This is a genomic window from Limosilactobacillus caccae, from assembly GCF_900156885.1.
In the GTDB taxonomy this organism is placed as follows: Bacteria; Bacillota; Bacilli; order Lactobacillales; family Lactobacillaceae; genus Limosilactobacillus; species Limosilactobacillus caccae.
Genome location: NZ_FTOY01000010.1, coordinates 580,918 through 604,645, shown reverse-complemented (window position 1 = coordinate 604,645; position 23,728 = coordinate 580,918). Strand labels below are relative to the sequence as shown.

Annotated in this window: 24 protein-coding genes; 1 reads left to right on the top strand and 23 read right to left on the bottom strand. The window is 46.7% G+C overall.

The features are described 5' to 3' along the window. The 9 genes from pyrE to CZ502_RS05865 all read right to left on the bottom strand — a co-directional run bounded on the left by pyrE (window position 1) and on the right by CZ502_RS05865 (window position 8,849). Window positions 1-639 (bottom strand): orotate phosphoribosyltransferase, encoded by a 639-nt coding sequence (pyrE, locus tag CZ502_RS05905; RefSeq protein WP_076460515.1) that lies wholly within the window; start codon window positions 637-639, stop codon window positions 1-3. Further along, window positions 636-1,379: an orotidine-5'-phosphate decarboxylase gene (gene pyrF / locus CZ502_RS05900; RefSeq protein ID WP_083673325.1), complete on the bottom strand. Its 744-nt coding sequence runs from the start codon at window positions 1,377-1,379 to the stop codon at window positions 636-638. Before pyrF ends, pyrE begins: the two co-directional genes overlap by 4 nt. Next, window positions 1,361-2,281 carry a dihydroorotate dehydrogenase gene (locus CZ502_RS05895; RefSeq protein WP_076460511.1) on the bottom strand — a complete coding sequence of 307 codons (921 nt, stop codon included), beginning with the start codon at window positions 2,279-2,281 and terminating at the stop codon, window positions 1,361-1,363. The genes pyrF and CZ502_RS05895 overlap by 19 nt, the downstream gene beginning before the upstream one ends. A gap of 2 nt (window positions 2,282-2,283) precedes the next feature. Beyond that, window positions 2,284-3,570: a dihydroorotase gene (locus CZ502_RS05890; RefSeq protein WP_076460509.1), complete on the bottom strand. Its 1,287-nt coding sequence runs from the start codon at window positions 3,568-3,570 to the stop codon at window positions 2,284-2,286. A gap of 12 nt (window positions 3,571-3,582) precedes the next feature. Then, window positions 3,583-4,509 (bottom strand): aspartate carbamoyltransferase catalytic subunit, encoded by a 927-nt coding sequence (locus tag CZ502_RS05885; RefSeq protein WP_076460507.1) that lies wholly within the window; start codon window positions 4,507-4,509, stop codon window positions 3,583-3,585. 347 nt (window positions 4,510-4,856) lie between these two features. Then, window positions 4,857-5,744, bottom strand: coding sequence for a LysR family transcriptional regulator (locus CZ502_RS05880; RefSeq protein ID WP_076460505.1), 888 nt, complete (start codon window positions 5,742-5,744; stop codon window positions 4,857-4,859). A gap of 90 nt (window positions 5,745-5,834) precedes the next feature. Further along, complete coding sequence (locus CZ502_RS05875; RefSeq protein WP_076460503.1) at window positions 5,835-6,182, bottom strand: AzlD domain-containing protein; 348 nt, start codon at window positions 6,180-6,182, stop codon at window positions 5,835-5,837. 2 nt (window positions 6,183-6,184) lie between these two features. Then, window positions 6,185-7,069 carry an AzlC family ABC transporter permease gene (locus tag CZ502_RS05870; protein ID WP_076460501.1) on the bottom strand — a complete coding sequence of 295 codons (885 nt, stop codon included), beginning with the start codon at window positions 7,067-7,069 and terminating at the stop codon, window positions 6,185-6,187. A 52-nt stretch (window positions 7,070-7,121) separates the two neighbouring features. Next, entirely contained in the window at window positions 7,122-8,849 is a 1,728-nt protein-coding gene (locus tag CZ502_RS05865; protein WP_076460499.1) for an IS1182 family transposase, read from the bottom strand. A gap of 185 nt (window positions 8,850-9,034) precedes the next feature. Between CZ502_RS05865 and CZ502_RS05860 the strand changes: the two genes are divergently transcribed. Next, window positions 9,035-10,366, top strand: a complete 1,332-nt coding sequence (locus CZ502_RS05860) for an ISL3 family transposase (protein WP_076460150.1) — start codon at window positions 9,035-9,037, stop codon at window positions 10,364-10,366. A gap of 145 nt (window positions 10,367-10,511) precedes the next feature. Here the strand turns inward: CZ502_RS05860 and CZ502_RS05855 are convergent, their stop codons facing one another. The 14 genes from CZ502_RS05855 to CZ502_RS05790 form a co-directional block, all read right to left on the bottom strand. Further along, window positions 10,512-11,642: a sensor histidine kinase gene (locus tag CZ502_RS05855; RefSeq protein ID WP_076460497.1), complete on the bottom strand. Its 1,131-nt coding sequence runs from the start codon at window positions 11,640-11,642 to the stop codon at window positions 10,512-10,514. Window positions 11,643-11,668: 26 nt separating this feature from the next. Then, window positions 11,669-12,358 carry a response regulator transcription factor CroR gene (gene croR / locus CZ502_RS05850; RefSeq protein WP_076460495.1) on the bottom strand — a complete coding sequence of 230 codons (690 nt, stop codon included), beginning with the start codon at window positions 12,356-12,358 and terminating at the stop codon, window positions 11,669-11,671. Window positions 12,359-12,539: 181 nt separating this feature from the next. Beyond that, window positions 12,540-13,682: an IMP dehydrogenase gene (gene guaB, locus CZ502_RS05845; protein ID WP_076460493.1), complete on the bottom strand. Its 1,143-nt coding sequence runs from the start codon at window positions 13,680-13,682 to the stop codon at window positions 12,540-12,542. Window positions 13,683-13,759: 77 nt separating this feature from the next. Beyond that, window positions 13,760-14,698, bottom strand: a complete 939-nt coding sequence (gene deoR / locus CZ502_RS05840) for a DNA-binding transcriptional repressor DeoR (protein ID WP_076460491.1) — start codon at window positions 14,696-14,698, stop codon at window positions 13,760-13,762. Between the two features lie 108 nt (window positions 14,699-14,806). Continuing rightward, window positions 14,807-15,517 (bottom strand): purine-nucleoside phosphorylase, encoded by a 711-nt coding sequence (deoD, locus tag CZ502_RS05835; RefSeq protein WP_076460489.1) that lies wholly within the window; start codon window positions 15,515-15,517, stop codon window positions 14,807-14,809. A gap of 22 nt (window positions 15,518-15,539) precedes the next feature. Then, window positions 15,540-16,838 carry a pyrimidine-nucleoside phosphorylase gene (locus CZ502_RS05830; RefSeq protein WP_076460487.1) on the bottom strand — a complete coding sequence of 433 codons (1,299 nt, stop codon included), beginning with the start codon at window positions 16,836-16,838 and terminating at the stop codon, window positions 15,540-15,542. A 30-nt stretch (window positions 16,839-16,868) separates the two neighbouring features. Next, entirely contained in the window at window positions 16,869-18,062 is a 1,194-nt protein-coding gene (locus CZ502_RS05825; protein ID WP_076460485.1) for a phosphopentomutase, read from the bottom strand. Between the two features lie 50 nt (window positions 18,063-18,112). Further along, window positions 18,113-18,787 (bottom strand): deoxyribose-phosphate aldolase, encoded by a 675-nt coding sequence (gene deoC, locus CZ502_RS05820; protein ID WP_076460483.1) that lies wholly within the window; start codon window positions 18,785-18,787, stop codon window positions 18,113-18,115. Window positions 18,788-18,958: 171 nt separating this feature from the next. Further along, the gene (locus CZ502_RS05815; protein ID WP_076460481.1) at window positions 18,959-19,399 is read right to left on the bottom strand and encodes a DUF3021 domain-containing protein; all 441 of its coding nucleotides are present in this window, start codon (window positions 19,397-19,399) and stop codon (window positions 18,959-18,961) included. A 141-nt stretch (window positions 19,400-19,540) separates the two neighbouring features. Beyond that, on the bottom strand, window positions 19,541-20,317 hold the full coding sequence (locus tag CZ502_RS05810) for a DUF1129 domain-containing protein (protein WP_076460479.1): 777 nt from the start codon (window positions 20,315-20,317) through the stop codon (window positions 19,541-19,543). Window positions 20,318-20,356: 39 nt separating this feature from the next. Beyond that, a complete protein-coding gene (ychF, locus tag CZ502_RS05805) occupies window positions 20,357-21,454 on the bottom strand; it encodes a redox-regulated ATPase YchF (protein WP_076460477.1) in 1,098 nt (365 codons plus the stop codon). Window positions 21,455-21,533: 79 nt separating this feature from the next. Beyond that, window positions 21,534-21,734, bottom strand: a complete 201-nt coding sequence (locus CZ502_RS05800) for a DUF951 domain-containing protein (RefSeq protein WP_076460475.1) — start codon at window positions 21,732-21,734, stop codon at window positions 21,534-21,536. A gap of 13 nt (window positions 21,735-21,747) precedes the next feature. Continuing rightward, a complete protein-coding gene (locus CZ502_RS05795; protein ID WP_076460473.1) occupies window positions 21,748-22,635 on the bottom strand; it encodes a ParB/RepB/Spo0J family partition protein in 888 nt (295 codons plus the stop codon). Between the two features lie 108 nt (window positions 22,636-22,743). Beyond that, entirely contained in the window at window positions 22,744-23,724 is a 981-nt protein-coding gene (locus CZ502_RS05790) for a nucleoid occlusion protein (protein ID WP_076460472.1), read from the bottom strand. Window positions 23,725-23,728 lie beyond the last annotated feature (4 nt).

Sequence of the window (23,728 nt, the reverse complement as noted above, 5' to 3'; positions counted from 1 at the left end):
TTACTTATGTCCCTCACTCCACTGCAGTGGGTCTTGTCGCCACTGCTGCAATGATGCTATGTGGTCACTGCTGATCTCATCGTTTTCCGTTGCTACCTGGATCAAGGTCGGGTAGTCAGTAACTGCATAGTACTTCAACCCGTGAGCATGAAAGTTTTGCTCAGCAACCGGTAAAGCATAAGTAAAGACGGCAACAACACCAGCAACTTCCCCGCCAGCATTGGCAACCGCCCGCACAGCATTAAGGACGCTCCCGCCAGTTGAAATGAGGTCATCGATTACGACCACCTTCTGCCCCTTTTTTAGGACCCCTTCAATCTGCCGCCCTTGCCCATGGTCTTTGGGCTTAGATCGAACATAGATCAGCGGTAAGCCAAGCACCTGGGCCACCCAGGCTGCGTGGGGAATTCCCGCCGTCGCTGTTCCCGCAATCACGTCAGCATCAGCAAAGTGGAGTTTGATTTGTTCCACCATCCCATTGAAGATTGCCTGACGAACTTCCGGGTACGAGATCGTCAGCCGATTGTCAGTGTAAATCGGCGCCTTCAAGCCACTCGCCCATGTAAAAGGCTTATCTGGGCGGAGCGTCACTGCATGAATGTCTAATAAAGCTTTTGCAACTTTTTTTGCGTATGTCATTGGGTTGCCTCCTTTAAAAATGCTTGCTGGATTTTCTGGTAAGATGCCGCCGGGTCAGCACTCTGGGTGATTGGCCGGCCGACAACGATCCCGTTACTCCCTAAGTCCCGCGCCTGTCGAGGAGTGACGACCCGCTTTTGGTCATCCCTGACTGCGTTTGCCGGCCGAATGCCAGGCGTCACACAGAGAAACTCCGGTCCCGTCACCTGGCGAATGGCGCCAATTTCTTGTGCTGAGCAAACTACCCCTGCAAGACCGACTTGTTCTGCTAACTGCGCATAACTTTGAACGGACTCAATCAGCGAACATGCAACATGTTGCTGGTCATGGAGAATCTGCTCGTCAATCGACGTCAGCTGGGTAATTGCCAGTAGCTTTGCCGGGGCAACCCCCGCCATTTCCGCTCCTTCTTGAATCCCCGCTAACCCGGCAGCAAGCATCTCACTACCACCAGCAGCATGGATTGTTGTAAAATCAACCCCCAGGAGACCAATTGCGGCCATCGCCCGGTGAACTGTATTGGGGATATCGTACAGTTTGAGGTCCAAAAAGACTTTGAAACCGCGGCGCTTTGCTTCTTTAACAACTGCTTGTCCCCGTCCGTAATATAATTCCATCCCAATCTTAACAATTGGGCGGGGCTCAACCGTAAGCGCCGCAAATAAGGCACTCGCTTCTTCGGTGGTTGCAACATCGATCGCAACCATTGGGACAAATCGCTTCAAAATTTTACCTCCCATAAGTCTGTTAGCTTCTTGATTCCGTAACGGTCCATCACTAACGGTAAGTCAGCGACAATCTTGGGGCAGGCCAGGGGGTCATGGAAGCTGGCAGCGCCAACTTCAACCGCATTCGCCCCCGCCATCATAAACTCTAATACGTCTTCGGCACTCTCAATCCCCCCGACACCAATAATCGGCAATGATGATACTTGCCGGACCTGGTGAATCATCCGTAAGGCCATTGGTTTCAATGCTGGCCCTGACAGGCCGCCTGTCACATTAGCCAGGTGCGGCCGCCGGGTCTTTAAGTCAATGCTCAAGCCCGTTAAGGTGTTGATCATTGTCAGCCCATTAGCCCCTCCACGTTCGGCTGCCTTAGCAAGGGGAACAATATCAGTCACGTTAGGGGTCAGTTTTACGTACAGGGGAATTCCGTGAAGGACCGCGACGACTTGGCTGGTCAACTCTTCAAGCACCCGTGGATCGGTCCCCATCGCTAAGCCACCATGCTTAACATTGGGGCAGGAAACGTTTAATTCAATTGCCCTAACGCCGGGCGTCTTGGCAAATTGGTCAGCGACCTTAACGTATTCGTCATTGGAAAAGCCCGCAGCGCTGGCAATAATTGGCAACTTTGGGAAGTGGTATTGGAGCCAGGGAATCTTTTCCCGCGTGGCAGCCGTGATGCCGACATTTTGTAAACCATTGGCGTTTAACCAGCCCGCGGTTGTCTCGCATACCCGCGGACGTGGATTTCCTGCGCGGGCATGGAGGGTCGTCGACTTTAATACTAACGACCCCAACAGGTTAAGGTTGTATTTTCGTGCCGCTTCCTGCCCATAGCCACAGGTACCGCTGGCGGCAATCACCGGGTTCTTTAGTGAAAGGCCGGGTAGTTCTACTGCTAGTCTTTCTTGCATTCTCAATTCTCCTTTGAATATACCAATCGACCGTCAACATACGTCCTACTCGTGCTTCCGTAAACCACATCACCCACAAAAGGACTATTATGCCCCTTAGAAAAGAATTGGTCTACCTTAATCTTTGTCGGCTGGGCAAGGTCAAAAACGGCAATGTCTGCGGGATCGCCAACCCGCAAGAGGCCGACGTTTGGCAGGTTAAAGATTTGTTGCGGCTTGACGCTCAGCCAATCGACCAACTGTTGGAGGGTAAAAATCTTTGCCTTCACAAAGCGTGTGTACAGGAGCGCAAAGGCTGTTTCTGACCCGACGATCCCGTTGGGGGACTTCAAAAATCCTTGCTGCTTCTCCTTGTCCGTATGCGGGGCGTGGTCAGTCGCAATGCAGTCAATCGTCCCGTCAAGGAGGCCCACCAAACAAGCTTCCTGGTCAATTCGCCGGCGCAGTGGCGGGTTCATCTTAAATTCTGCATCATCTTTTGCAATATCAGTGTCTGCCAAAAGGAGGTGGTGGGGTGTCACTTCACAAGTTACGTTGACCCCCATTTGCTTTGCGTGGCGGATCAGGTCAATACTTTCCTTCGTTGAAACGTGGCAGACATGGTAATGGGCCCCCGTTGCTTGCGCAATTACCAGGTTGCGGGCAATCTGGGCAGTTTCACTAATTGCTGGCATCCCCGGAAGAGAAAATTTTGCGGCTACTGGCCCGGCATTAATCACCCCGCCCATTGATAACTGGTCATCTTGGGCGTGATCACACAGGGGAAGGTTACGCTTAGCAAGCTGCTTCATTGCATCATAGACAACCCCAGCATCCTGAATCCCAGCACCATCGTCACTAAAGAGCCGGGCGCCGGCCTGGTACTGCTGTTCAACATCGACTGCCTGCTTTCCTTTGCGGCCAACTGTCACCGGAGAATATTGAATTATCTTAACCTGACCGGCACGTTTGTTTCGCTCCACCTGGTCAGCAAAGCGGGCAGGCGTATCACAGGTAGGGTTAAGGTTCGCCATTGCCGCAATCGTGGTAAAGCCCCCGTGGACAGCTGCCGCACTCCCAGTCGCAATCGTTTCCTTATTCGTAAAGCCAGGCTCCCGGAGGTGGACATGGACATCAACCAGGCCCGGCGTTACCAGGTTCCCGTGCAGGTCAACCCGGTGGACACCTTCACCGCCAGTTACTTGTTCACCGATTGCCGCAATCTTTCCGTCGTCAATTAATAGTTCACACCTGGTGAGCCGATCATTTTGCACGCGCCGGCCATTTACTAGTAAAATCTTGTCACTCATTTAGCCGCCCTCCTACATCAAGCCCTGATAGCGCAGTACCCGGCTGAGAATTGCCATCCGGGTGTAGACCCCATTTTGCATTTGCGTAAAGATCCGTGAATTAGGAGCTTCAACAAGGTCGCTGTCAATTTCGACCCCGCGGTTAACTGGTGCGGGGTGCATGATAATGGCCCCCGGCTTCATCATGGCTGCCCGGGCCATCGTCAGTCCGTAGCGTTGGTGGTAACCCTGCGCATCAAAGGCCTCATTAGCCGCCGAAGTCAGCCGTTCATTTTGGACGCGGAGGAGGTTGACCACGTCCATGTGGGGCAACAGTTCATCAAGGTCGCCGTAGGTCCCGTATTTTTCCAGCAGTGGGTCATACCAGTCCTGGGGACCCGCAAAGTACACCTGGGCGCCCAGCCGGCTTAACATCATGGCGTTAGAGTGGGCTACCCGCGAATGAGTAAGGTCACCCACAATCAGCACCTTTAAGCCCGCAAAGCCACCAAATTCTTCATCGATGGTCATCATATCGAGCAAGCACTGTGACGGATGTTGGCCGCTCCCATCGCCGGCGTTAACGATTCCCGTATGGAGCTGGTGATCTAGCAGCTGGTCGTAGTATTCATTTTCCGGGTGGCGGATAACGGCAACATTAACGCCAATCGACTCCATCGTCTTGACCGTGTCGTAGAGGGTCTCCCCTTTTTGCGTCGAGCTGGTTTTCGCCTCAAATTCTAGAACCTGCATTCCCAGCTTGTGTTCCGCCATTTGGAAACTCGTCTTTGTCCGGGTTGAGTTTTCAAAGAAGAGGTTGACCGCGTAAGCCGGCGCCTTTAAGAATGCCTGCTTCCCCGCCTTGTAGGCCTGCGCCTCGTGAATCAAATCAATTGCGTCTTCTGCATCCATATCGGCCACAGTAACCAGGTTAGGTTGAATTCGTTCAGTACTAATCATCAAATAGCGCTCCTTTTTAACTCCTGTAGTAATAAAACAGCGGTGACTCGCCACTGTTCCGGAAAGTCATCGCTGTTATTGTTCTTAGGGTATTGATGGTAGCTAAAAACAACACACCGTTATGTCCTCTCGGGAAACAATTAAATGGCTGGTCGTTTCAAAATACCTATTTGATTTCACTGGCGCATCTCCTTTAACCACCGCAAAAGAAAAACCTCCTTAGCGGTGGCTAAGAAGGTCGACTTAAAAACGCGCAATTAAATCCTTCTTAGCCTCACGGGACTAACTTAAAGGTATTTTTGTTATTTAAGATAATAAGCGCATTAGTTGTATTTGTCAATTCTTTTTTAGTTTTGGACAACGCCCTTTAGGCCCTGCCAAAAGTCCTCCTGGGCCGGCGTACGGTTAGCTCCTTTAACCCGGGCAAAGGCTAGTTGGAAAGTCACTTCTGGTTTAAGGGCAACCTTGACCACCTTTGCGTGATCATAGTCGTCACCAATTGACTTCTCTGGAAGAATCGTTACCCCCATCCCCAGGGCAACCATGTTAACTAAGGTCTTGGCCCGTTCACCTTCAAAGACCGAGTAAATATAAAGGCCAGCGTCTTCGCAGACTTCTTGGATAAAGGATGCCAGTGGGGACTGGTGGTTTAGTGTCAAGAATTTTTCTGCTTGCAAATCTGGCAAAGCAAGTTCTTCGTTTTGCGAAAGCGGGTTGCGGGCAGGAATATAGGCAACCAGCTTGTCAGTCCCAACTGGTAGCAAGTCAACCCGCTCGTCAACATTGTCATTATCACAACGAACGAAGGCAATATCATCCTCACCAGCGAATAATGTCTGGTAAGGGTCATTTTCTTCGCTGATTGTGTATTTTTGTTTATCACCCAATGAATCAACGATGCTAACTGATTCGCAATTAGTGTATGCTGGTAAAACAGCTACCTTAATGGCTTGTTGCTCTTCTTGTTGCCGATATGTACTTGCGGCCTCCTGGAGAGCTTGCCAGTCATCGTTAACCCGCTTGAGCTGTGGCAGAAGCGTCTTAGCAGCGGCGGTTAATTGCACGCCCCCTGCTCGTTCATCGATTAAGGATAACGCCAGCTCTTCTTCAAGATCGCTGACTGCCCCCGTCAATTCATCGACCGTCATCCCCGCTGCGGCGGCTGCTTGCTGATAATCTAAGCTATCAGCTAGGCTAACGATCGCAACTATTTTCTTAAAATCCAACGCACTCACTTCCTTAGGTAATAAAAAAGACCGGCTTCTCCACCAGATGGGAACCAGTCCACTGTTTAAAAGCTCATTCCTATTATAACAAAGGTCAGGCTAAAACGCTAAACTCAATAACCACACAGCCACTAATCCAGAGATAACTGAAATTGACATTGACCGCGTGAAATAAGCAACAACAATTACCAACAATGCTGCAATAATCATTTCGGGGTGACCAAAGGGAATAAATTTATAGGTAGTCCCATTAACAAAAATCCCCCGGACAACAAGGGTCGTAAACAGACTCACCGGGACATACTTCATCCACTCATTAAACCATTCGGGAATCTTCCGGGTTGAAAAGAAGAGTACCGGCAGATACCGCGGAATAAATGCCGCAATCGCTGCTAAAATAATTACAATACTATGGTAAAAGACCTTATTATTTAACAATTGTTCCATGTCTAGTCCTCATCGCTGTGTCGATCTTCATTTTCCACTGCCTGTTGCGGCTTGGCAACTGCTTTGCCCTGCTTGGCCGCTTCTTGTTTCTGCCGTTGCGCTTTCTTATCTTCAAGCGTCATCCGGGTAACCTTTGGCCGGAACAACTTAGTTAAGAACCAGTTTGCTTCCGGGTTCTCACTCCGCCGCCGGACGGTGTTTTCAATCGCAAAACCGACAAAAGAGGCCAGCAGCGTAGCAATAATCAGTCCTAAGGTACTCTTGGTAAGGCACAGGAAAAAGATCCCCAGTACCCCGGCCAAGAAACAAATGATTAAAGTTAAGTGGTTCTGAACCTGCATAACGATCATGTACAGGAATAATGCAGTCAGAGCAAAGTCGACGACCTCCAAGTTAATGTTGATCGTACTGCCGATCAAGCCCCCCACCATGTTGGACACCGACCAGGCTAATAGTGAATAATGCTCCACTAGTAAACCATCGTCCGGCGTCCACTTCTTATCTGTCGCAAACTTCATGTAGTTAACGGCATAGTTTTCATCATTCATGGATGCAGAAAATAAAAAGATAAAACGAGCTGACTCGTCCTTAATATACTTTGATAAGCTTGAACCCAGTAAGGCATACCGCAATTCTAAGAAGAACAATGACATAAAGATTGTCCCTAGCGGTGCGTTGACCGTTAATAATGATGCCAAGATAAACTGAGCTCCACCAGAGAAGACCAGTACTGACACCAGCAAGGTCATGATAAAGTTAAAACCCGCCGCGTGCAGCAAAATACCACAAGCTAATCCAATTGGAATATAGCTAAGACAAAGTGGCATTGAGACACCAAGCACCTCAAGCCAGCGTGCTTTTTCTGGATTTATTTGCGCTTTAGCCACAGAATTTCCTCCAATAATTTGTATCTTTTAATTAATAATAAGTGACACAATGCTACTTTAGTCTACCACATAAAAAATTAGTTGAATATAAAAGAGGCCGGGAAAAAACTAAATTCCTCAAGCCTCTAAATATGAAAATCCGAACCATGATTTTTGTTTTGACAAAAATTGTGGTTCGGATTTTTACTTGTTTCTTTAAAATTGCCGGATAATTGGTAATCATTTTGCCTAACTTGGTTAAATTCATGGCCATTAAGACCAATCCAATATCGTTTTCCACTGTCTGTTGGCCGCGAAGGTGGGTTCGGCGTACGCCAAAATCCCTCTTCATGCGACCAAAAACAGGTTCAACGTCGAACTTGCGTCGACGATAAATTGCTTGTCCTTCGTCACTAGAGAGGGTTTCTTTGACTTGTGCTTTAAAATAGTTCCAAGTAGGATTGACCTGGATGTAACGCAAACGACCACTAGGAGTCTTCGCTAGTTGATCTAACTCTGCCGATAATTGATGTTTATCAGCACGGTAAAGTTTAAGATCACGCGTAAAACCGTACCGATCGGTTCGTTGACTGTAACGAGCAAAACCAAAACGCACGCCTAAATGGTCTATATAATAGTCATCTTTAGCGTTGTACTGCCAATTTTGTGGCTTAGTTGAATCATTTTTGAACTTGCGCTTCTGTTCTTTCTGGTAAGTTGTATAAGGAATAATTGGTTGTTTTTCAAATTGATCAATAATCGTCGTGTAATTGTACTCACTTCCGTAGCCAGCGTCAGCTACAATGTGTTCAAAGAAATTTAAACAATGGAATTGCTTGAGGAAGGGAACTAATGTCCTTGTATCGGTTGGATTACTAAACAAGGCATAATCAAGGACAAATTGATTATGAGTGGCAATCTGAAGGTTATAGCCGGGCTTTAGTTCGCGGTTTTTCATTGAATCTTCTTTCATACACATGAAAGTCGCATCGTGATCAGTTTTAGAGAAACTATTACGGCCCTGAAAGACTGTCTCAGCTTCCTCATATTTTTTTGCCCGCGGGACCATATCTTGCTTAAGTTTTCGATGTAGTTTTTTTAAGAAACGACGTCGTTGTTTCTTAACTGAACCACCCTTGATCACTTTCGGTTCTTTTTTTATTTCTTCGTTGAGCTGCCCAATCTGTTTTTCTAATTGATCAGTCATCGTTTCCAAGCCTTCTGATGATTCAATGAGTTCTGGTTTCATTGCCTGAATAACCTTTTTCTCGATCAATTCATCATACATTGCGTTTATGTCTTGCTTTAACTTAGCATGATATTTCTCAACTGATTTCCGCCAAGTAAAGGAATACTTATTAGCGTCTGCTTGAACCTTAGTTCCATCAATAAACAAAGCATCTTTTTTGACCAAGCCATGATCAGTTAGGGACATCGTGAAGTAAACAAACGCACGCTTGATCAAGTTAGCAGCGTGTTGACTACTTCTGAAGTTATTGATGGTATGGTAACTATAGGTATGATCGCGAGCTAACCACCGCATTGGTAAGTTTTCGACCAGCATAGTTTCAATCTTGCGTCCCGAATATGTTTGACGAGCATAGGCAAATAATAAAATTTTCAGCATAATTGCCGGATGTGAAAGTGGGCGACCGGTAGTCGCCACTTTTTCTGATAATAAAACTTCCGCCGGGATCGAGTCGACAAAGGCATCGATCAACCGAACTAAATGCGTTTTAGGGACGTTAAAATCAAAGTTTAATACGAATTCAGTTTGTCCTGTGATATAATTTTGATACATGAAAATCATTCCTTTATTTTTGTTTTGTGGTAATTACATAATATCAGGAACGATTTTCTGTGTATAGGGTCTACAATTTTAAGTACTGATGGATTTAACATCGGTGCTTATTTTGTTTTAAAATTTAAAATAAAAAAACGAAAGATGGTTGGACCCCGTCTTCGTTTAAGAAAGGACCATCTTTCATGAATTATTCTACCAAAATTGCTTTAGGAATTAAAGATCGCCACCTTGAACTTGATATCAAACATTTCAAAAACCCGATTGAGGATCAAGGTAACTTGATCGTTGTCCATCTTACGCAAAGTTATCCCCATCATTGTCCTCTTTGCGGACAATTAATGAGCAAGAATGGCTTTAAAACTGTGCGGAGTTTAGGGCCATCGCTGCACTACAAGCCAACCATTTGGTCAATTCGCAAGCAGAAGTATATCTGTAAGCCTTCAGAAAATTGTCCTAAGACCGTTACTGATTTCGCCAAGGTTACTGATCTTAAATATCGTCATCACATCGCCTTAGCCGTCAAACAGCGTATTATGATGCAATTATCAACTAATGAATCGCAAACTGATATTGCCAAATCTTTTGGTGTCTCTGATTGGACTGTCAGACGCATCATTTCTAACCTCGATCAAGTCTTTAAGCCTAATTATCATTGGTTACCACGCCACATCGCCTTTGATGACTTCAAATCTGGCCGATTTGCGCCCAGTGACATGAGTATGATCTTAATGAATATTGAAAATAAACGCACCTTAGACATTATTTTGTCACGACGCAGCCGTTACTTATATAACTACTTTCTCCGCTATGATCGCTCCGCTCGTTTGGCCGTACAAACGGTTACTGTTGATTTATATACTCCCTATCGTCATTTAATTCATGAGCTTTTCCCTCATGCGTTAATTATCGCCGACCACTTTCACGTGGTCGCACAAGCATACCGGGCCTTAAACAAAATCAGAATCAAGGCAATGAATCGTGCTGGTAAAGGAACTCATCAATGGCGGGCCTTAAAACGTTTCTGGAAACTGATCTTAACGCCATCAGCTTCCCTTAAATACGATAATTACTGGTCGCGCCGTAACTTTCACTATGCGCAATTAACCGACGTTGAAGTAGTCCATCGCTTGCTTTCCTACGACGATGATCTAAGACAGGCGTATCGCTATTACCAAGACCTGATTCTCGCAATCAACCACCGCGATCAGAAAGAACTCAACCATCTTCTCGCTATTAAATGGACCCTTCTGCCACAACCACTTCAAAAAGTTCAACGGACCTTGCGCATACACAAAGCAGAGATCATCACTAGCTTCAAATATGACAACTATACTAACGGGCCAGTTGAAGGAACTAACAACAAAATCAAAGTAATTAAGCGGACTGCTTATGGTTTCCGGAACTTCTTCAACTTTCGGGCACGTATTCTCCTCGCTTTACCAAATTCATACATTGCCATCAATTGGAAAAACAAAAGAACAGCCCATACCAAAAGTCTGGCACGAGCTGCTTGAAAAGTTATTTAATTTTTTCTATCAGTACTTCTTGACGAAGAGCCTGTGTATACACAAAGCCGGACGATGAACCAAAAAATGGCTCATCGTCCGGCTTTTAGTTTTAGACTAGGACTTTTTTCCCAGCCTCTTTTGGTAAGGGTAATTATTGATCTTTTTGGGTCAGTGGGAGGGTGACGATGAAGGCCGTCTCATCTTCATTGGAAGTCACCTTGACCGTCCCGTGGTGCAGGTCAACAATACTTTTGACAATTGCCAACCCTAAGCCGGTTCCCCCGGTTTCTCTGGAACGAGACGCCTCTGCCCGGTAAAAGCGTTCAAAGAGGTGGTCAATCGACTGCTCGGGAATCGGTGTACCATCGTTAGCAACGGTGACCACCACCTGGTCGTTTTCCTGGCGGGCATCAACCTTGATGTAACTGGCGCCATTACCATACTTAAAGGCGTTTGCGACCAAGTTATTAAACATCCGGCCCAGCTTTTCGGGATCGGCCGCAATCATCAGGGGGTTGGGAACAACCGATGAAGTAATCTCAATGCCGCGGTGCTGAGCTTCTAGTTCAAAGCTTGCCGTTAGCTGTTCAAGAAGCTGGTTAAGGTCAATCTGCATGATATTAACCGGGGTCCCGTGTTGTTGAACCTTTGTGTACTCAAATAGGTCGTCAACCAGGTTTTGCATCTGCTTGGCCTTCTCATAAGCCGTGTGGGTGTACTTGAGAATATCTTCTTCATTACGGTACTGTTTATCCTCAATCAAACCCAAGTAGCCAATAATGCTGGTTAACGGCGTCCGTAAGTCATGACTGACATTGGTGATTAACTCATCCTTTGACTTTTCAATCTTGCGCTCGTCATCCATTGACTGGACCGCACTGTCAACCAGGGCGTTAACACTAGTAATTACGTGTTGCTGATTACCCTTTAGCCGGAATGGGATTCGGTGGTCAAGGTGCCCCTGGGCGATATAGTGGAGTTCCGCAATAATATGGTTCATTTGGTAAAGGTGATACCGCCGCCGGAGCCGCCACCAGACAACCCAGACGTCAATCGCCAACAAGAAGGCAATCAGGATTCGCTGGTAACTCCAAATCTGCGCTTGCAGCGGGCCCACACGCAACGACTGCTTGATCATAAAGATCCCGCTAGTCACGCCGGGATTGGACTGGATAACGTCTTGAATGATGACCACAATCGCCATATTAAGGAGCAACAGTAAAATAACCGTAATGACCCCTTCTAGGATCAACGAACTCTTTTCACGCGCCGTTAACTTCACAATTATTCCTCCACGAACTTAACTAATTAATGATTTTCAACCTTGTAGCCAACGCCCCAAACGGTTTGAATGACCTTTTCCCCGTTCGTTGCTTCTTCAATCTTATCCCGCAAGTGGCTAACATGGACCATTACTGTCTTAGCTGAAACAACGCTTTCTTGTTGCCATACCCGCTCAAAGATATCATCCGCTGAAAATACCCGGTTCGGGTGACTCGCTAGCAGGTACAAGATGCCGAATTCAAGGGCCGTTAACTGGATCACGTCACCCTTAATCGTCTTAACCTCATGTGAATCCTTATTGATCGTCAGCGGACCAACATTTAAGATATCCGGTTGGTCATTAGTGACTTCACCCTGACTACGCCGCAATAGAGACTTTACCCGCGCCATCACTTCCAGTGGGTTGAACGGCTTGGTCACGTAGTCATCCGCCCCGGTAATTAATCCCTGGATCTTATCCATATCTGCGGTTTTTGCTGAAAGGACGAGGATTGGAATATCAGAATCCTTCCGCACCCGCTTGATAACATCCATGCCGTCAATCTCTGGCATCATCAAGTCCAGGATGATCAAGCCAATGTCCGGGTTCGTGTTTAACTTGGTCAATGCTTCTTTACCGTCATAAGCAGAGACTGGCTCGTACCCTTCATTACGAATGTAAATTTCAAGTAGTTGAACAATCTCTTTATCATCATCAACAACTAGGATTTTCATTAGTGCTACTCCCCTTTTTCTACTTTTTCCTATTTTAAATTCACCACTAAACATTATAGCTGACTCCCTGTGAAAAACGAACGACCTCCGGTTAGGCTTAATAAAAAGTTTACTCTCGGCAATATTTCCCAGGAAATAAAAAAGAAGCTGCGGAAATACTTCCCCAGCCTCAGCAGATAAATTATTTGTAGTTCGGTGCAGCCCGCGTGATTTGCACATCGTGAGGGTGTGATTCACGTAAGCCAGCATTGGTAATTTGCACGAATTGCGCATTTTCAATCAACGTTGGGATATCTGGCGCGCCGACATAGCCCATCCCGGAACGAAGGCCCCCGTCGATTTGGAAGACGATGTCAGACAGGTCACCCTTGTATTCGACTCGGGCTTCGATACCTTCAGGAACTAACTTGTTGGCTTCATTGACTCCACCCTGGAAGTAGCGGTCAGATGAACCGTGCGCTTGCGCCATTGCACCAACAGAACCCATTCCCCGGTAGGCCTTGTACTTTCGACCGTTGTCTTCGAATACTTCACCAGGGGCTTCAGTCGTCCCGGAAAGCATACTACCGAGCATGACTGCACTCCCACCGGCAGCTAATGCCTTAACAACGTCACCGGAGTACTTAATTCCCCCGTCAGCAATGATTGGCTTGTGGTATTCACGAGCAACACTAGCAGCATCATAAATTGCGGTAATTTGTGGGACACCGACACCGGCAACTACCCGGGTCGTACAAATTGAGCCAGGGCCAATCCCGACCTTCACAACATCCACTCCGGCATCAAAAAGGGCCTTCGTGGCTTCACCAGTCGCAACGTTTCCGGCAATCAAGGTTGCTTCAGGGAAGTGGTCACGAATTTCGGCAATCTTCCGTAAAACACCAGCAGAATGCCCGTGGGCGGTATCAATTACGATTGCATCCGCACCGGCTTTTAATAAGGCTTCTGCCCGTTCAAAAGTATCACTGGTAACCCCTACTGCGGCGGCAACGAGCAGGCGGTTTTGGTCATCAACCGCAGCCTTAGTTGCCCCAGCAGGCACAACAACACTCTTAACATTGGCTACTTCACCGGCTTGCGCCTGGATTGACATGTTCTTGTGAACAACCCCCAGGCCACCTTGTAGTGCCATCGCGATTGCCATCGGTCCTTCCGTTACCGTGTCCATCCCGGCACTGATCAACGGAATGTGTAGCTTGATATTCTTTGCCAGCTGGGTGCTCAGGTCAACTTCATTTGGTAAGACGTGACTCTCTGCTGGAATAAGTAAAACATCATCGAAGGTTAAGCCCTTCTTGGCAAATTTTGTGTCCCAATTTGACATCTGTAGTGCAACTCCTTTGATTTTGGTTAGGTATACTCTACTAGGATTTTTCCTACAGGTCAATTAATTTTAGTAATTTAATCTGAAAAAGCAACCAAATTGTTCGCACTTTCCTGATCAATCACTAATGTGTTCGCATAGCCAGCCGTGAGCACCCCGTGGACTGCTGGCACCTTTGCCACGTTTGCTGCTACCAAGATACTGTGCTTCTTCTTCCGCAGCTCCGGTAGCGCAATGCCAATCGTGCGCTCGTTAATCTGCTGGTTAACAATCCGGCCCTTGCTATCAATAAAACGAGAAAAGACATCCCCCACTGCTTCTTCTTGCAATGTTTGTTGCTCCTGTTTAGTGAAGTAGCCCAATTTAAATAACAGTGCCGAATCACGAACTGTCCCTACCGTAAAGACCGCAATGTTCGACTTAACCCCCAACTTCATAATATGCTTGATGTGAGTATCATTGGCAACCAGTTCCCGCGTCTTAGCATGGTCAAAGATTACGGGTAGTGGTAAGTATTGGGGAATCGTATTAAAGGCATTTGCAAAGGTGTTGACCGTCTCAAATGCGTAATTGCGGGTGTCAGTATTTGACATGCTCCCCTTCATCTGCACAACGGTAATATCGGAAACATCCTTGGGGTTGAGATGCAGGCCAACCTGGTAGACCGTCTTCCCCCAACCAAGGCCGATGATGTCACCATTTTGCACAATTCTTTCAATGTAGTTGGCCCCTGCTTGACCTACTTCTTCAAGCGGGTCATTTTCCCCCGGAACAATAATTAATTTCCGTAAGGCGGGATATTTTGCTAGTAGATCAACCTCTAATTGGTGTAGGGGGGCAATTGGGTTATTAATTTTAATTGTCACAAGTCCCCGTTCACGACAAAACTGGAGCAACCGTGATACCGTTGCCCGGGAAATATCTAACTCGGCGGCAATATCATTTTGATTCAGCCCATCGCGGTAATATAGGGTCGCCGTCTTGAGCGCCAGTATGATTCGCTTTTTATCGTCCATTGTTCTCCTCCAGCTTCTTTGTTTTTATAAAAAAGCAAAGGAACTGAGCATGTGCTGCCCCGCTCCTTTGCTATTCTAGCATGGTTAATGCTTTCTTTTATTAACTTTTTACTTGTCAGCAATTGCTGTTTCCAGTGAAATGTTAATCATGTCGTTGAATGTCTTCTCACGTTCTTCAGCAGTTGTCTTTTCTTCACCAAAGATCAAGTCACTTACTGTTAATACTGAAAGTGCGCGGAAGTGCAGCTTAGCACCTAAGAGGTATAATCCAGCAGATTCCATTTCAGTACCAAGGATACCGTAGTCACGTAACTTGTTCATGTCAAGTTCATCGTTGTAGAACCGGTCAGCAGCGAAGATATCCCCAACCTTAGCATTAACACCAAGCTTTTCAGCTACGTGGTAAGCAGTATCTAAAAGCTTGAAGTCAGCTAATGGTGCGTAGTGGAAGCCAGCACCAAAGGTATTGGCAGTAACCGCAGAGTCAGTTGAAGAACCTTGTGCCAAGATAACGTCACGAAGGTGAACACCTGGAGCAATGGCACCACATGAACCAACCCGGATAATCGTCTTAACCCCGAATTCACGAACTAATTCGTTGATGTAAATTGACATTGATGGAATCCCCATCCCAGAACCTTGGACAGAAACCCGGTGACCCTTGTATTCACCAGTGTAACCAAAGGCGTTCCGAACAGAGTTAACTTGCTTAACATTTTCCAAGAAGTTTTCTGCAATGTACTTAGCACGTAATGGGTCCCCTGGAAGTAAAACAACGTCAGCGTAATCGCCCTTTTTAGCATTAATATGTGTACTCATTGATATTTCCTCCTCAAGTCGATTATTCAATAATTTCGTGAATTAGTGTTGGTACTTCACCATGATCACTAATTTCAATGCTTTCCCGCAGTAACTGTTCAACATCGTTAACGTCTTCCCGATTACTGTAAATCGTTAAGAGTGCTTCTCCCGCTTTAACCTGGTCGCCAAGCTTATGGTGAAGTTCAATCCCGACACTATAATCGAGTTGGTCATCTGCCTTTTGCCGGCCACCACCAAGGAGCATACTTGCGGTCCCGACTTCATCAGCAGATAACTTGGTCAATACACCATCACGGTCAGCATTAAATGGAATCTTGTACTTTGCCTGTGGCATGACCGTATAGTCATCAACTACTGCTGGGTCGCCACCCTGAGCAATAATCATTGCCTTAAAGCGGTCCAGTGCAGAGCCATCTTCAATCGTCTTTTCTAGTAATTTCCGGGCTTCTTCAGGTGTCTGGGCCTTCTCACCCATGACAACCATGTAGCTCCCCAGCGTTAATACTAACTCGGTAAGGTCTTTGGGTCCCTTGCCCTTAAGAACATCTAATGACTCTTCGATTTCAAGCGAGTTACCGATCTTGTCACCAAGTGGCTGGTTCATGTCAGAAATTACCGCCATGCACTTCAAGCCAGCTTGCTTACCGATTCCTACCAGCGCCTTGGCAAGTGCCCGTGACTGGTCGATGGTCTTCATAAAGGCCCCCGCACCAGTCTTTACATCGATGACAAGCGCATCGGTCCCGGAAGCGATCTTCTTACTCATGATCGAACTCGCAATCAACGGAATTGAGTCAACCGTATCCGTAACATCCCGCAAGCCGTAGATCTTCTTATCGGCAGGAGCAACTTCACCAGTGGCCCCCACAATTGCTAACTTCTCCTTTGCAACTTGGTCAATAAACTCATCCTCTGATAGCTCAACCCGGTAGCCCGGAATTGCTTCGAGCTTATCCAAGGTACCACCAGTGTGACCAAGCCCCCGGCCAGAAATCATTGGCACAGGAATACCAGTTGCGGCAACCATTGCTGCAAGTGGCAGACTTACCTTGTCACCAACACCACCTGTGGAGTGCTTATCGACTTTGATTCCCGGAATCCGGCTCAAGTCAAGCCGTTCACCAGACTCCATCATCTTCATCGTCAAACTAGTTTGCTCTTCCTTAGTCATTTTTTGGAAATAAATGGCCATCAATAGCGCACTAATTTGATAGTCAGGAATCGTGCCATTTACCACGCCGTCGACGAAAAACTGCAATTGTTCGTCACTAAGCGTGCCACCATTCCGCTTCGTATCGATGATGTCTACCATTCGCATAATTTAATCGCCCCTCTCAGTTAGGATAAGTTAATCGTTGCTGATTTCCTTGTAGAAACTTGTTCCACGAACAGGATCAACGTTGAAGTTTTCAAGAATTGTTGCCCCTAGGTCAGAGAATGTCTTCCGTACACCAAGTGATTGGTTAGCCTTCTTCATTGATGGTGAGTAAACGAGCAGTGGAACATTTTCCCGGGTGTGGTCAGTTCCGCGGAAACCAGGGTCGTTACCGTGGTCGGCAGTGATCATCAGTAAGTCGTCTGGCTTCATCTCGTCAAGAACCGTGCCTAAGCGCTTATCAAAGTCCATCAATGCTTGACCGAAGCCCTTTTGGTTACGACGGTGACCGTACATTGCATCGAAGTCCACCAAGTTAGTGAAGCAGAACCCGTTGAAGTCTTGCTTCATCACTTCATCAACGTGGTCCATCCCGTCCATGTTGCTTTCGTTGTGGTAACCCTTGTCAATTCCTTGACCAGAGAAGATGTCATTGATCTTACCAATTCCGATTACATCGTAACCAGCTTCACGCAAGCGGTCCATGTCAGTCTTGCCAGTTGGCTTCAAGCTGAAGTCATGACGGTTAGCGGTCCGGGTAAAGTGGTCCTTGTCTGGGCCAACGTATGGACGAGCAATGATCCGCCCAACGGTGTATTCTGGGCCGTTTACTAATGTCCGTGCGTATTCACAAATCTTGTATAATTCTTCGACTGGGATAACATCTTCGTGAGCGGCAATTTGCATTACGGAGTCACCAGAAGTGTAAAGAATTAATTCGCCAGTCTCCATTTGACGTTCACCGTAATCATGAATTACTTCCGTCCCGGAGTAAGGCTTGTTAACAATTACCTTCCGGCCGGAGAACTTTTCAAGTTTGTCAACGATTTCTTGTGGGAAACCGTTAGGGAACGTTGATAATGGTTTTGTTACTGGCAAGCCCATCATTTCCCAGTGACCGTCCATACTATCCTTACCAGCGGAAATTTCTTCCATCTTACCGAAGTCACCAATTGCTGGATCAGCAACTGGCACCCCTTCGATTGGTGTGTCACGCAAATTACTAATACCCATCTTTCCAAGGTTTGGTAACTTTAAGGCACCCGCATAAAACTTGCCGACGTGGCCAAGTGTGTCTGAACCAACATCATCAAATTTATCAGCATCATGTGCTGCACCAGTACCTACTGAGTCCATTACAATAACAAATACACGTTTATATGACATTATTGTTTCCTCCTATTTCAAAAGTGAGATTAGTTAACTTTGCGTTGTGCTTATTGTTGGGCAGCTTCTTCTAAGATTTGAACTGAAGCAGATACCCCAAGACGGTTAGCACCAGCTTCGATCATGTCGTAAGCTTCTTGTAAGCTGTGGATACCACCAGCAGCCTTGATCTTGAAGTCTGGGCCAACAGCTTCACGCATAATCTTAACGTCTTCTACCTTTGCACCAGAAGTTGAGAATCCAGTGGAAGTCTTAACGAAGTCAGCGTCACCCTTTACCGTAAGCTTGCTTGCACGGGCCTTTTCTTCATCAGTAAGGAGGGCGTTTTCAATGATAACCTTAAGGAGCTTGCCTTCTTCATGAGTAGCATCAGCAACGGCCTTGATATCAGCAACTACCGCATCGTCGTTACCAGCCTTTAATTCACCGATGTTGATAACCATATCAACTTCATCAGCACCGTCTTTGATTGCTTGCTTTGTCTCGAAAACCTTGCTTTCTGTTGAAGTAGCCCCGAGAGGGAAGCCGATAACAGTACAAGTGTTAACATCAGTACCAGCCAAGCCTTCGTGAACCCGCTTTACCCAGTAAGGGTTGATACATACAGAAGCCGTATTGTACTTCCGTGCTTCGGCAATTGCCTTGTCAATCATTTCGGGAGTAGCCTCTGGCTTGAGCATCGTGTGATCCATGTACTTTGCTAATTGTGCTTGTGTTAACTTCATAATTTATGATCTCCTCTCACATACGTGAATACGCTTTCATCAAATCTACGTTTACATCATAACAAGGTTTTGAAAAAATGTCCACTATTTTTTAGAACATTTTTTCATTTACTAACAAAAAGGAGGCTGCAGCGATGTTGCTACAGCCTCTAAGAAGCAGGAAAAATATTTTTAATCTTCAACAAGTTGTGTTGGCGGCGTTTTCCGCCCAATGAACCAACCAATCACCCAGCAAATTGCGTAAATCGCAATAAAGATTGCGGTGAAAATCACAAAGTTAGTAATCGTCAGCGAGAACCAGCCCGCAGCAATGGCTAACGGTGAGAAGCCGCAATAGTAGACCAGAAAATTAACCGCTGTCTGCTTGCGGAGCGACCACCTTTTTCGTTCAAAAATCAGGGCGCCATAGCCAAATAATAGCCCCATCACCGCCCATAAGACGATGGATACGACTAATGCGTTCAGCGGGCTAGCAAACTGCGCCATAAAAGCTGGCGCCGACGGATAATAGTTATTGGTCCCACTGAGGTAGCTAAAGAAAATCGAAATTGCCATTCCAATCAATACCCCGTGGGCAGCGAAAGAAAGGCCATTTCGTAATTGTTTCATCATAGTAGCAGTCTCCTTTCGTTGTTCTTGTCTTAATTATACCAAGCCACGGTAGCTCGAGCTTGCCAATTATAAAATCCTTTATTGCTTTTAAAAAGTTTAAATTAAAAAGACTGAGAAAAAACAAATTTCTCAGTCTTTTTCCTATTTACGGTTAGCAGGGCGGCTAGCACCGTATAGCGAACCAGTAACGTGGAACTTCGAGCGGAAGTACATGTCACCGATAAAGGTAACAACCCCAATGATGATGTATACCCATGCATTAAGCCGCGGGTTAATTGCATCTGGCAATAAGCTGACCAGCATGTAGATAAACAACCAGATTGCTAGCCCGGCAACAATGGTCAGGATCCGGAGCCACAATGGCTTCTTCGTGGTCCCCTTCCCATCAGCATCGCGTTTTGGTTGGACCTGCATTGCAACATAGCCGAAGATCGCACCCCCAGTAATTGCAATAATCAAGATGGCGGTAATCCCACTGGTCCCAGCATTCTTTGTTTGCATCGCTGCTGGTGATAGCCAGTACATCAGCCCAAACATGAACGTGAAGATACTCAAGAAAATTAACATGTTATCAATTGCCAATAGCTTAATTGATTGTTTAGTTACCTGTGCTTCACTCGGCTTGGGGTTCTTTAGTTCTTTTGCATATTCAGTGGGGGTCCCAAATAGCGTCCGGGCGGTCTGGCCCTTCTTTTGCCCAGCGAGTAGTTTATCAATCGTCTCCCGGGTCATCTCTTCTTTCTTATCCGAAGGCACCCCTAGCCGGTCCAACTGCTTATTCAGTTGGTACATAAATTCTTCATTTTTACGGGTCAACCCGTACTTGCTCAGTGCGCTCCCGCTAGCTTGCCGGCGTTGCTTTTCTAGCTGCTTTTGCCGTTGCCCAGCTTGCGCATTCCGTGGCTGTTCTTCGCTCACAACGAAACTCCTCTCTTACTCTTCCGTAGTTGCTTATTATTAGACATTAAAGCGGAACTCAACGATGTCACCGTCTTGCATTACGTAGTCCTTCCCCTCCAGGCGGAGCTTCCCTGCTTCCTTAACGGCGGCAGCTGAGCCTAATTGGTCAAGGTCATCGTAACTCATTACTTCAGCCCGGATAAATCCCCGTTCAAAGTCAGAGTGGATAATGCCGGCCGCTTGTGGTGCCTTAGTCCCCTTCTTAAAGGTCCAGGCACGAGTCTCTGGGCCACCAGCAGTAAAGAAGGTTTCGAGGCCAAGGAGCTTATAAGCTGCCCGGATCAACCGGTTCAACCCTGGTTCAGTTACCCCTTCCATCTCTAAGAAGTCAGCCTTGTCTGCCTCATCCATTTCGGCAATCTGCTCTTCCGCAGCAGCAGCAACCCCGATGACTTCACCATCATCCTTAACGTGTTCCTTGATTGCGTCCATGTACTTGTTGCTATCAGGGTCAGCCATGTCTTCTTCCGCAATGTTTGCAACGTAGAGGACGGGCTTGCTTGTCAGTAAGAAGAGTCCCTTAACAATCTTTAACTCGTCATCACTAAAGTCAATTGACCGCACACTCTTGCCATCTTCAAGGACGGGCTTGATCTTGTTTAGGACATCCAATTCTGCCAGGGCATCCTTGTCACGGCCCTTTGCTGCCCGTTGAACCTTCGCTAAGCGCTTGTTAACCGCATCAAGGTCAGCCATTACCAATTCCAAGTTGATGGTATCGATATCTTCGATTGGGTCAACCTTTCCTGAAACACTGGTAATATCACTATCATCAAATGCCCGGACAACATGGACAATCGCATCGGTCTGCCGGATGTTTTCCAAGAACTTGTTACCAAGCCCTTCCCCTTTACTGGCACCCTTAACGATCCCGGCGATATCCGTAAACTCAAAGGTTGTTGGGACAATCTTCTTTGCCGGAATTAATTCTTGAATCCGGTCCAAACGACTATCTGGTACTTCCACCATCCCCACATTCGGGTCAATGGTTGCGAATGGGTAGTTTGCCATTTCGGCTCCCGCTTTTGTAATGGCGTTAAATAAGGTTGATTTACCAACGTTGGGCAAGCCAACGATACCTGCAGTTAATGACATAAGTTGTTCACTTTCCTTTTCAATTAATCATTTATTATTTTAAGCTACTTTGGCCGATTTGTGACCATCAATAGTGAATTTATTCCCCTTGCTGGCCAGCTTTTTCTAACACCTTTTTCAGACCCTTGTCGAACTTTTGGCGAGTCATCATGACAATGTGCCCACAGCCCTGACATTCGATTTTAATATCTGCCCCGACCCGGGTAATCTTCCACCGGTTAGTACCACATGGGTGGGCCTTTTTCATCATTACGATATCGCCTTTATCATAAGTTGCCATGAATAATTCCTCCTCAATCTAACGTGATGTCTAATAGTTCAAGGATCCGGGTAAGGTCATCATTTGAACTATAAGGGATCTCAATCTTTCCGCTCCCCTTCTTCCGGCTCTGAGCCACCGCAACTTTGGTCCCAAACTTACTTTGTAGTTGGGACTCGGCAGCACGGATATAGACGGGCTTTCGTTGGTTTCGCCGCTGGGCCTTCTTTTTGGCGGTGCCGTTTATCTGCGCAACAATTTCTTCGAGTTGCCGCACGGTGAGGTTACTCTCTACCGCCCGCTTAGCAAGCGGTACTAGCTTGGTCTTATCTTTCAGGCCCAAAATGGTCCGCGCCTGCCCCATCGATAGTTGACCTTCATTTAAGAAGTCCTTAATCATCGGCGGTAATCCTAACAAGCGCAAGTAGTTAGCAATATATGGACGACTCTTACCCAGACGCGTTGCTACCTGGGCCTGGGTTAATGACAATTTGTCCATTAGCATCTGGTAGGCTTGGGCTTCTTCTAGCGGTGTCAAGTCTTCCCGCTGGAGATTTTCTAAAACCGCAACCTCCATCATCTGTTCATTACTCATATTGCGGACAATTGCCGGGATTGTCTCCTGCCCCGCCAGTTTAGATGCCCTAAAGCGCCGTTCACCAGCGATGAGTTCATACCGTTTTAAGTGGGGGTCCGACTGCCGTAAGATGACCGGTTGAAACACGCCGGACTTCTTAATTGAAGCGGCTAGCTCCTTTAATGCTTCCTGGTCAAACGTCCGCCGTGGCTGGTACGGGTTCGGATGGATCAGCGCAAGGCTAATTTCATGAACAGTTTCATCTGCCGCTGGCTCAGTTGCCGCATTTTCCGCAAAAAGCGCCTTAACACTGCTTTTCAAGCCACTCTTTTTGTTTTTTGCCATGGTCGGCCAGCACTTCCTTTATTAATTATTCGAATTGTGTTTTTGCAATCCTATAATGTGGCCTGTTAACGCCACTAAATAACGACTGGTTTAAGCGACTCACTGTCCCTATTGGTGCTTCGGAATTTCAATCGTTAATTGGTAAACATCATCGTTATCTTTTTCGTGTGTTTTAATCGCAAAGCCATTACTTGTTGCCAGCTTGATTGATTTTTTAATCGTGTTAAGCGCAAGCCGGGCATCGTTAGCCTGACTAGTCTTAGTCGGCTTTTTCTTGCGGCTAGTCTTACGCTTTGCGGGCTGCTTCTTTGCTGTCGCACTTGCTGCTGTTGTCACCTTCGCTTCAACCGCTTCTTCGTATTGGTCCTCTGGGCTTGATTCGAGCGAGGCCAATTCCTTGCGCTTTGCCGCTGCTTTTTGTTCAGCAATCTCTGAAGGCAGTGGCCGTCCTAACAAGCGGGCTACTTCATCTTCCGTCTGGCGAACTGTCAGCCGTTCATTAACAATCCGCATCAACATTTCGCGCTGCTGCTTCTCGTCAAGGTCTAATAGGGCCCGCCCATGACGTTCAGAAATCCGGTGGTCAAGAATGGCAGTCTGAACAGGGGTAATTAGCCGCAGCAACCGGAGCTTGTTCGCAACAAATGATTGACTCTTCCCCATCCCCTTTGCCAGTTGGGACTGCGTAAGGTGGTTTAAGTCCATCAGTTGACGATAAGCCTGGGCTTCTTCGACCGAGCTTAATTGTGACCGTTGCAGGTTTTCAATTAAGGCTAGGGAGGCCGTCTCCTGGTCGCTCATCTTTTCGATAATTGCTGGGGCCTTTTCCCACTTCAACAGCTTCATTGCCCGGTAACGTCGTTCACCAGCGATAATTTCGAATTTTGCCGGTTCATATTCACGCAGGACAATTGGTTGCAATAAACCGTGTTCGTCAATTGTTTGAGCTAGTTCACGAATACCATCTTGGTCAAACACCTTCCGTGGTTGGTAACGGTTCGGGATGATTTGATCAAGTTTTACTTCAACCACCTTGTTTTTTGTACTGTCAGAATTATTTTTACCGATGCCAAATAATGAAAAAGCCATGCTA

What these genes read in the sequence shown, in the direction of transcription:
- CZ502_RS05860 (WP_076460150.1), top strand. Translation starts at nt 9,035, where the DNA reads ATGAATTATTCTACCAAAATTGCTTTAGGAATTAAAGATCGCCACCTT.
- deoD (WP_076460489.1), bottom strand. Translation starts at nt 15,517, where the DNA reads ATGAGTACACATATTAATGCTAAAAAGGGCGATTACGCTGACGTTGTT.
- CZ502_RS05890 (WP_076460509.1), bottom strand. Translation starts at nt 3,570, where the DNA reads ATGAGTGACAAGATTTTACTAGTAAATGGCCGGCGCGTGCAAAATGAT.
- CZ502_RS05830 (WP_076460487.1), bottom strand. Translation starts at nt 16,838, where the DNA reads ATGCGAATGGTAGACATCATCGATACGAAGCGGAATGGTGGCACGCTT.
- CZ502_RS05790 (WP_076460472.1), bottom strand. Translation starts at nt 23,724, where the DNA reads ATGGCTTTTTCATTATTTGGCATCGGTAAAAATAATTCTGACAGTACA.
- guaB (WP_076460493.1), bottom strand. Translation starts at nt 13,682, where the DNA reads ATGTCAAATTGGGACACAAAATTTGCCAAGAAGGGCTTAACCTTCGAT.
- deoC (WP_076460483.1), bottom strand. Translation starts at nt 18,787, where the DNA reads ATGAAGTTAACACAAGCACAATTAGCAAAGTACATGGATCACACGATG.
- CZ502_RS05885 (WP_076460507.1), bottom strand. Translation starts at nt 4,509, where the DNA reads ATGATTAGTACTGAACGAATTCAACCTAACCTGGTTACTGTGGCCGAT.
- CZ502_RS05825 (WP_076460485.1), bottom strand. Translation starts at nt 18,062, where the DNA reads ATGTCATATAAACGTGTATTTGTTATTGTAATGGACTCAGTAGGTACT.
- pyrF (WP_083673325.1), bottom strand. Translation starts at nt 1,379, where the DNA reads ATGGGAGGTAAAATTTTGAAGCGATTTGTCCCAATGGTTGCGATCGAT.
- ychF (WP_076460477.1), bottom strand. Translation starts at nt 21,454, where the DNA reads ATGTCATTAACTGCAGGTATCGTTGGCTTGCCCAACGTTGGTAAATCA.
- CZ502_RS05795 (WP_076460473.1), bottom strand. Translation starts at nt 22,635, where the DNA reads ATGGCAAAAAACAAAAAGAGTGGCTTGAAAAGCAGTGTTAAGGCGCTT.
- croR (WP_076460495.1), bottom strand. Translation starts at nt 12,358, where the DNA reads ATGAAAATCCTAGTTGTTGATGATGATAAAGAGATTGTTCAACTACTT.
- deoR (WP_076460491.1), bottom strand. Translation starts at nt 14,698, where the DNA reads ATGGACGATAAAAAGCGAATCATACTGGCGCTCAAGACGGCGACCCTA.
- pyrE (WP_076460515.1), bottom strand. Translation starts at nt 639, where the DNA reads ATGACATACGCAAAAAAAGTTGCAAAAGCTTTATTAGACATTCATGCA.
- CZ502_RS05875 (WP_076460503.1), bottom strand. Translation starts at nt 6,182, where the DNA reads ATGGAACAATTGTTAAATAATAAGGTCTTTTACCATAGTATTGTAATT.
- CZ502_RS05865 (WP_076460499.1), bottom strand. Translation starts at nt 8,849, where the DNA reads ATGTATCAAAATTATATCACAGGACAAACTGAATTCGTATTAAACTTT.
- CZ502_RS05815 (WP_076460481.1), bottom strand. Translation starts at nt 19,399, where the DNA reads ATGATGAAACAATTACGAAATGGCCTTTCTTTCGCTGCCCACGGGGTA.
- CZ502_RS05895 (WP_076460511.1), bottom strand. Translation starts at nt 2,281, where the DNA reads ATGCAAGAAAGACTAGCAGTAGAACTACCCGGCCTTTCACTAAAGAAC.
- CZ502_RS05800 (WP_076460475.1), bottom strand. Translation starts at nt 21,734, where the DNA reads ATGGCAACTTATGATAAAGGCGATATCGTAATGATGAAAAAGGCCCAC.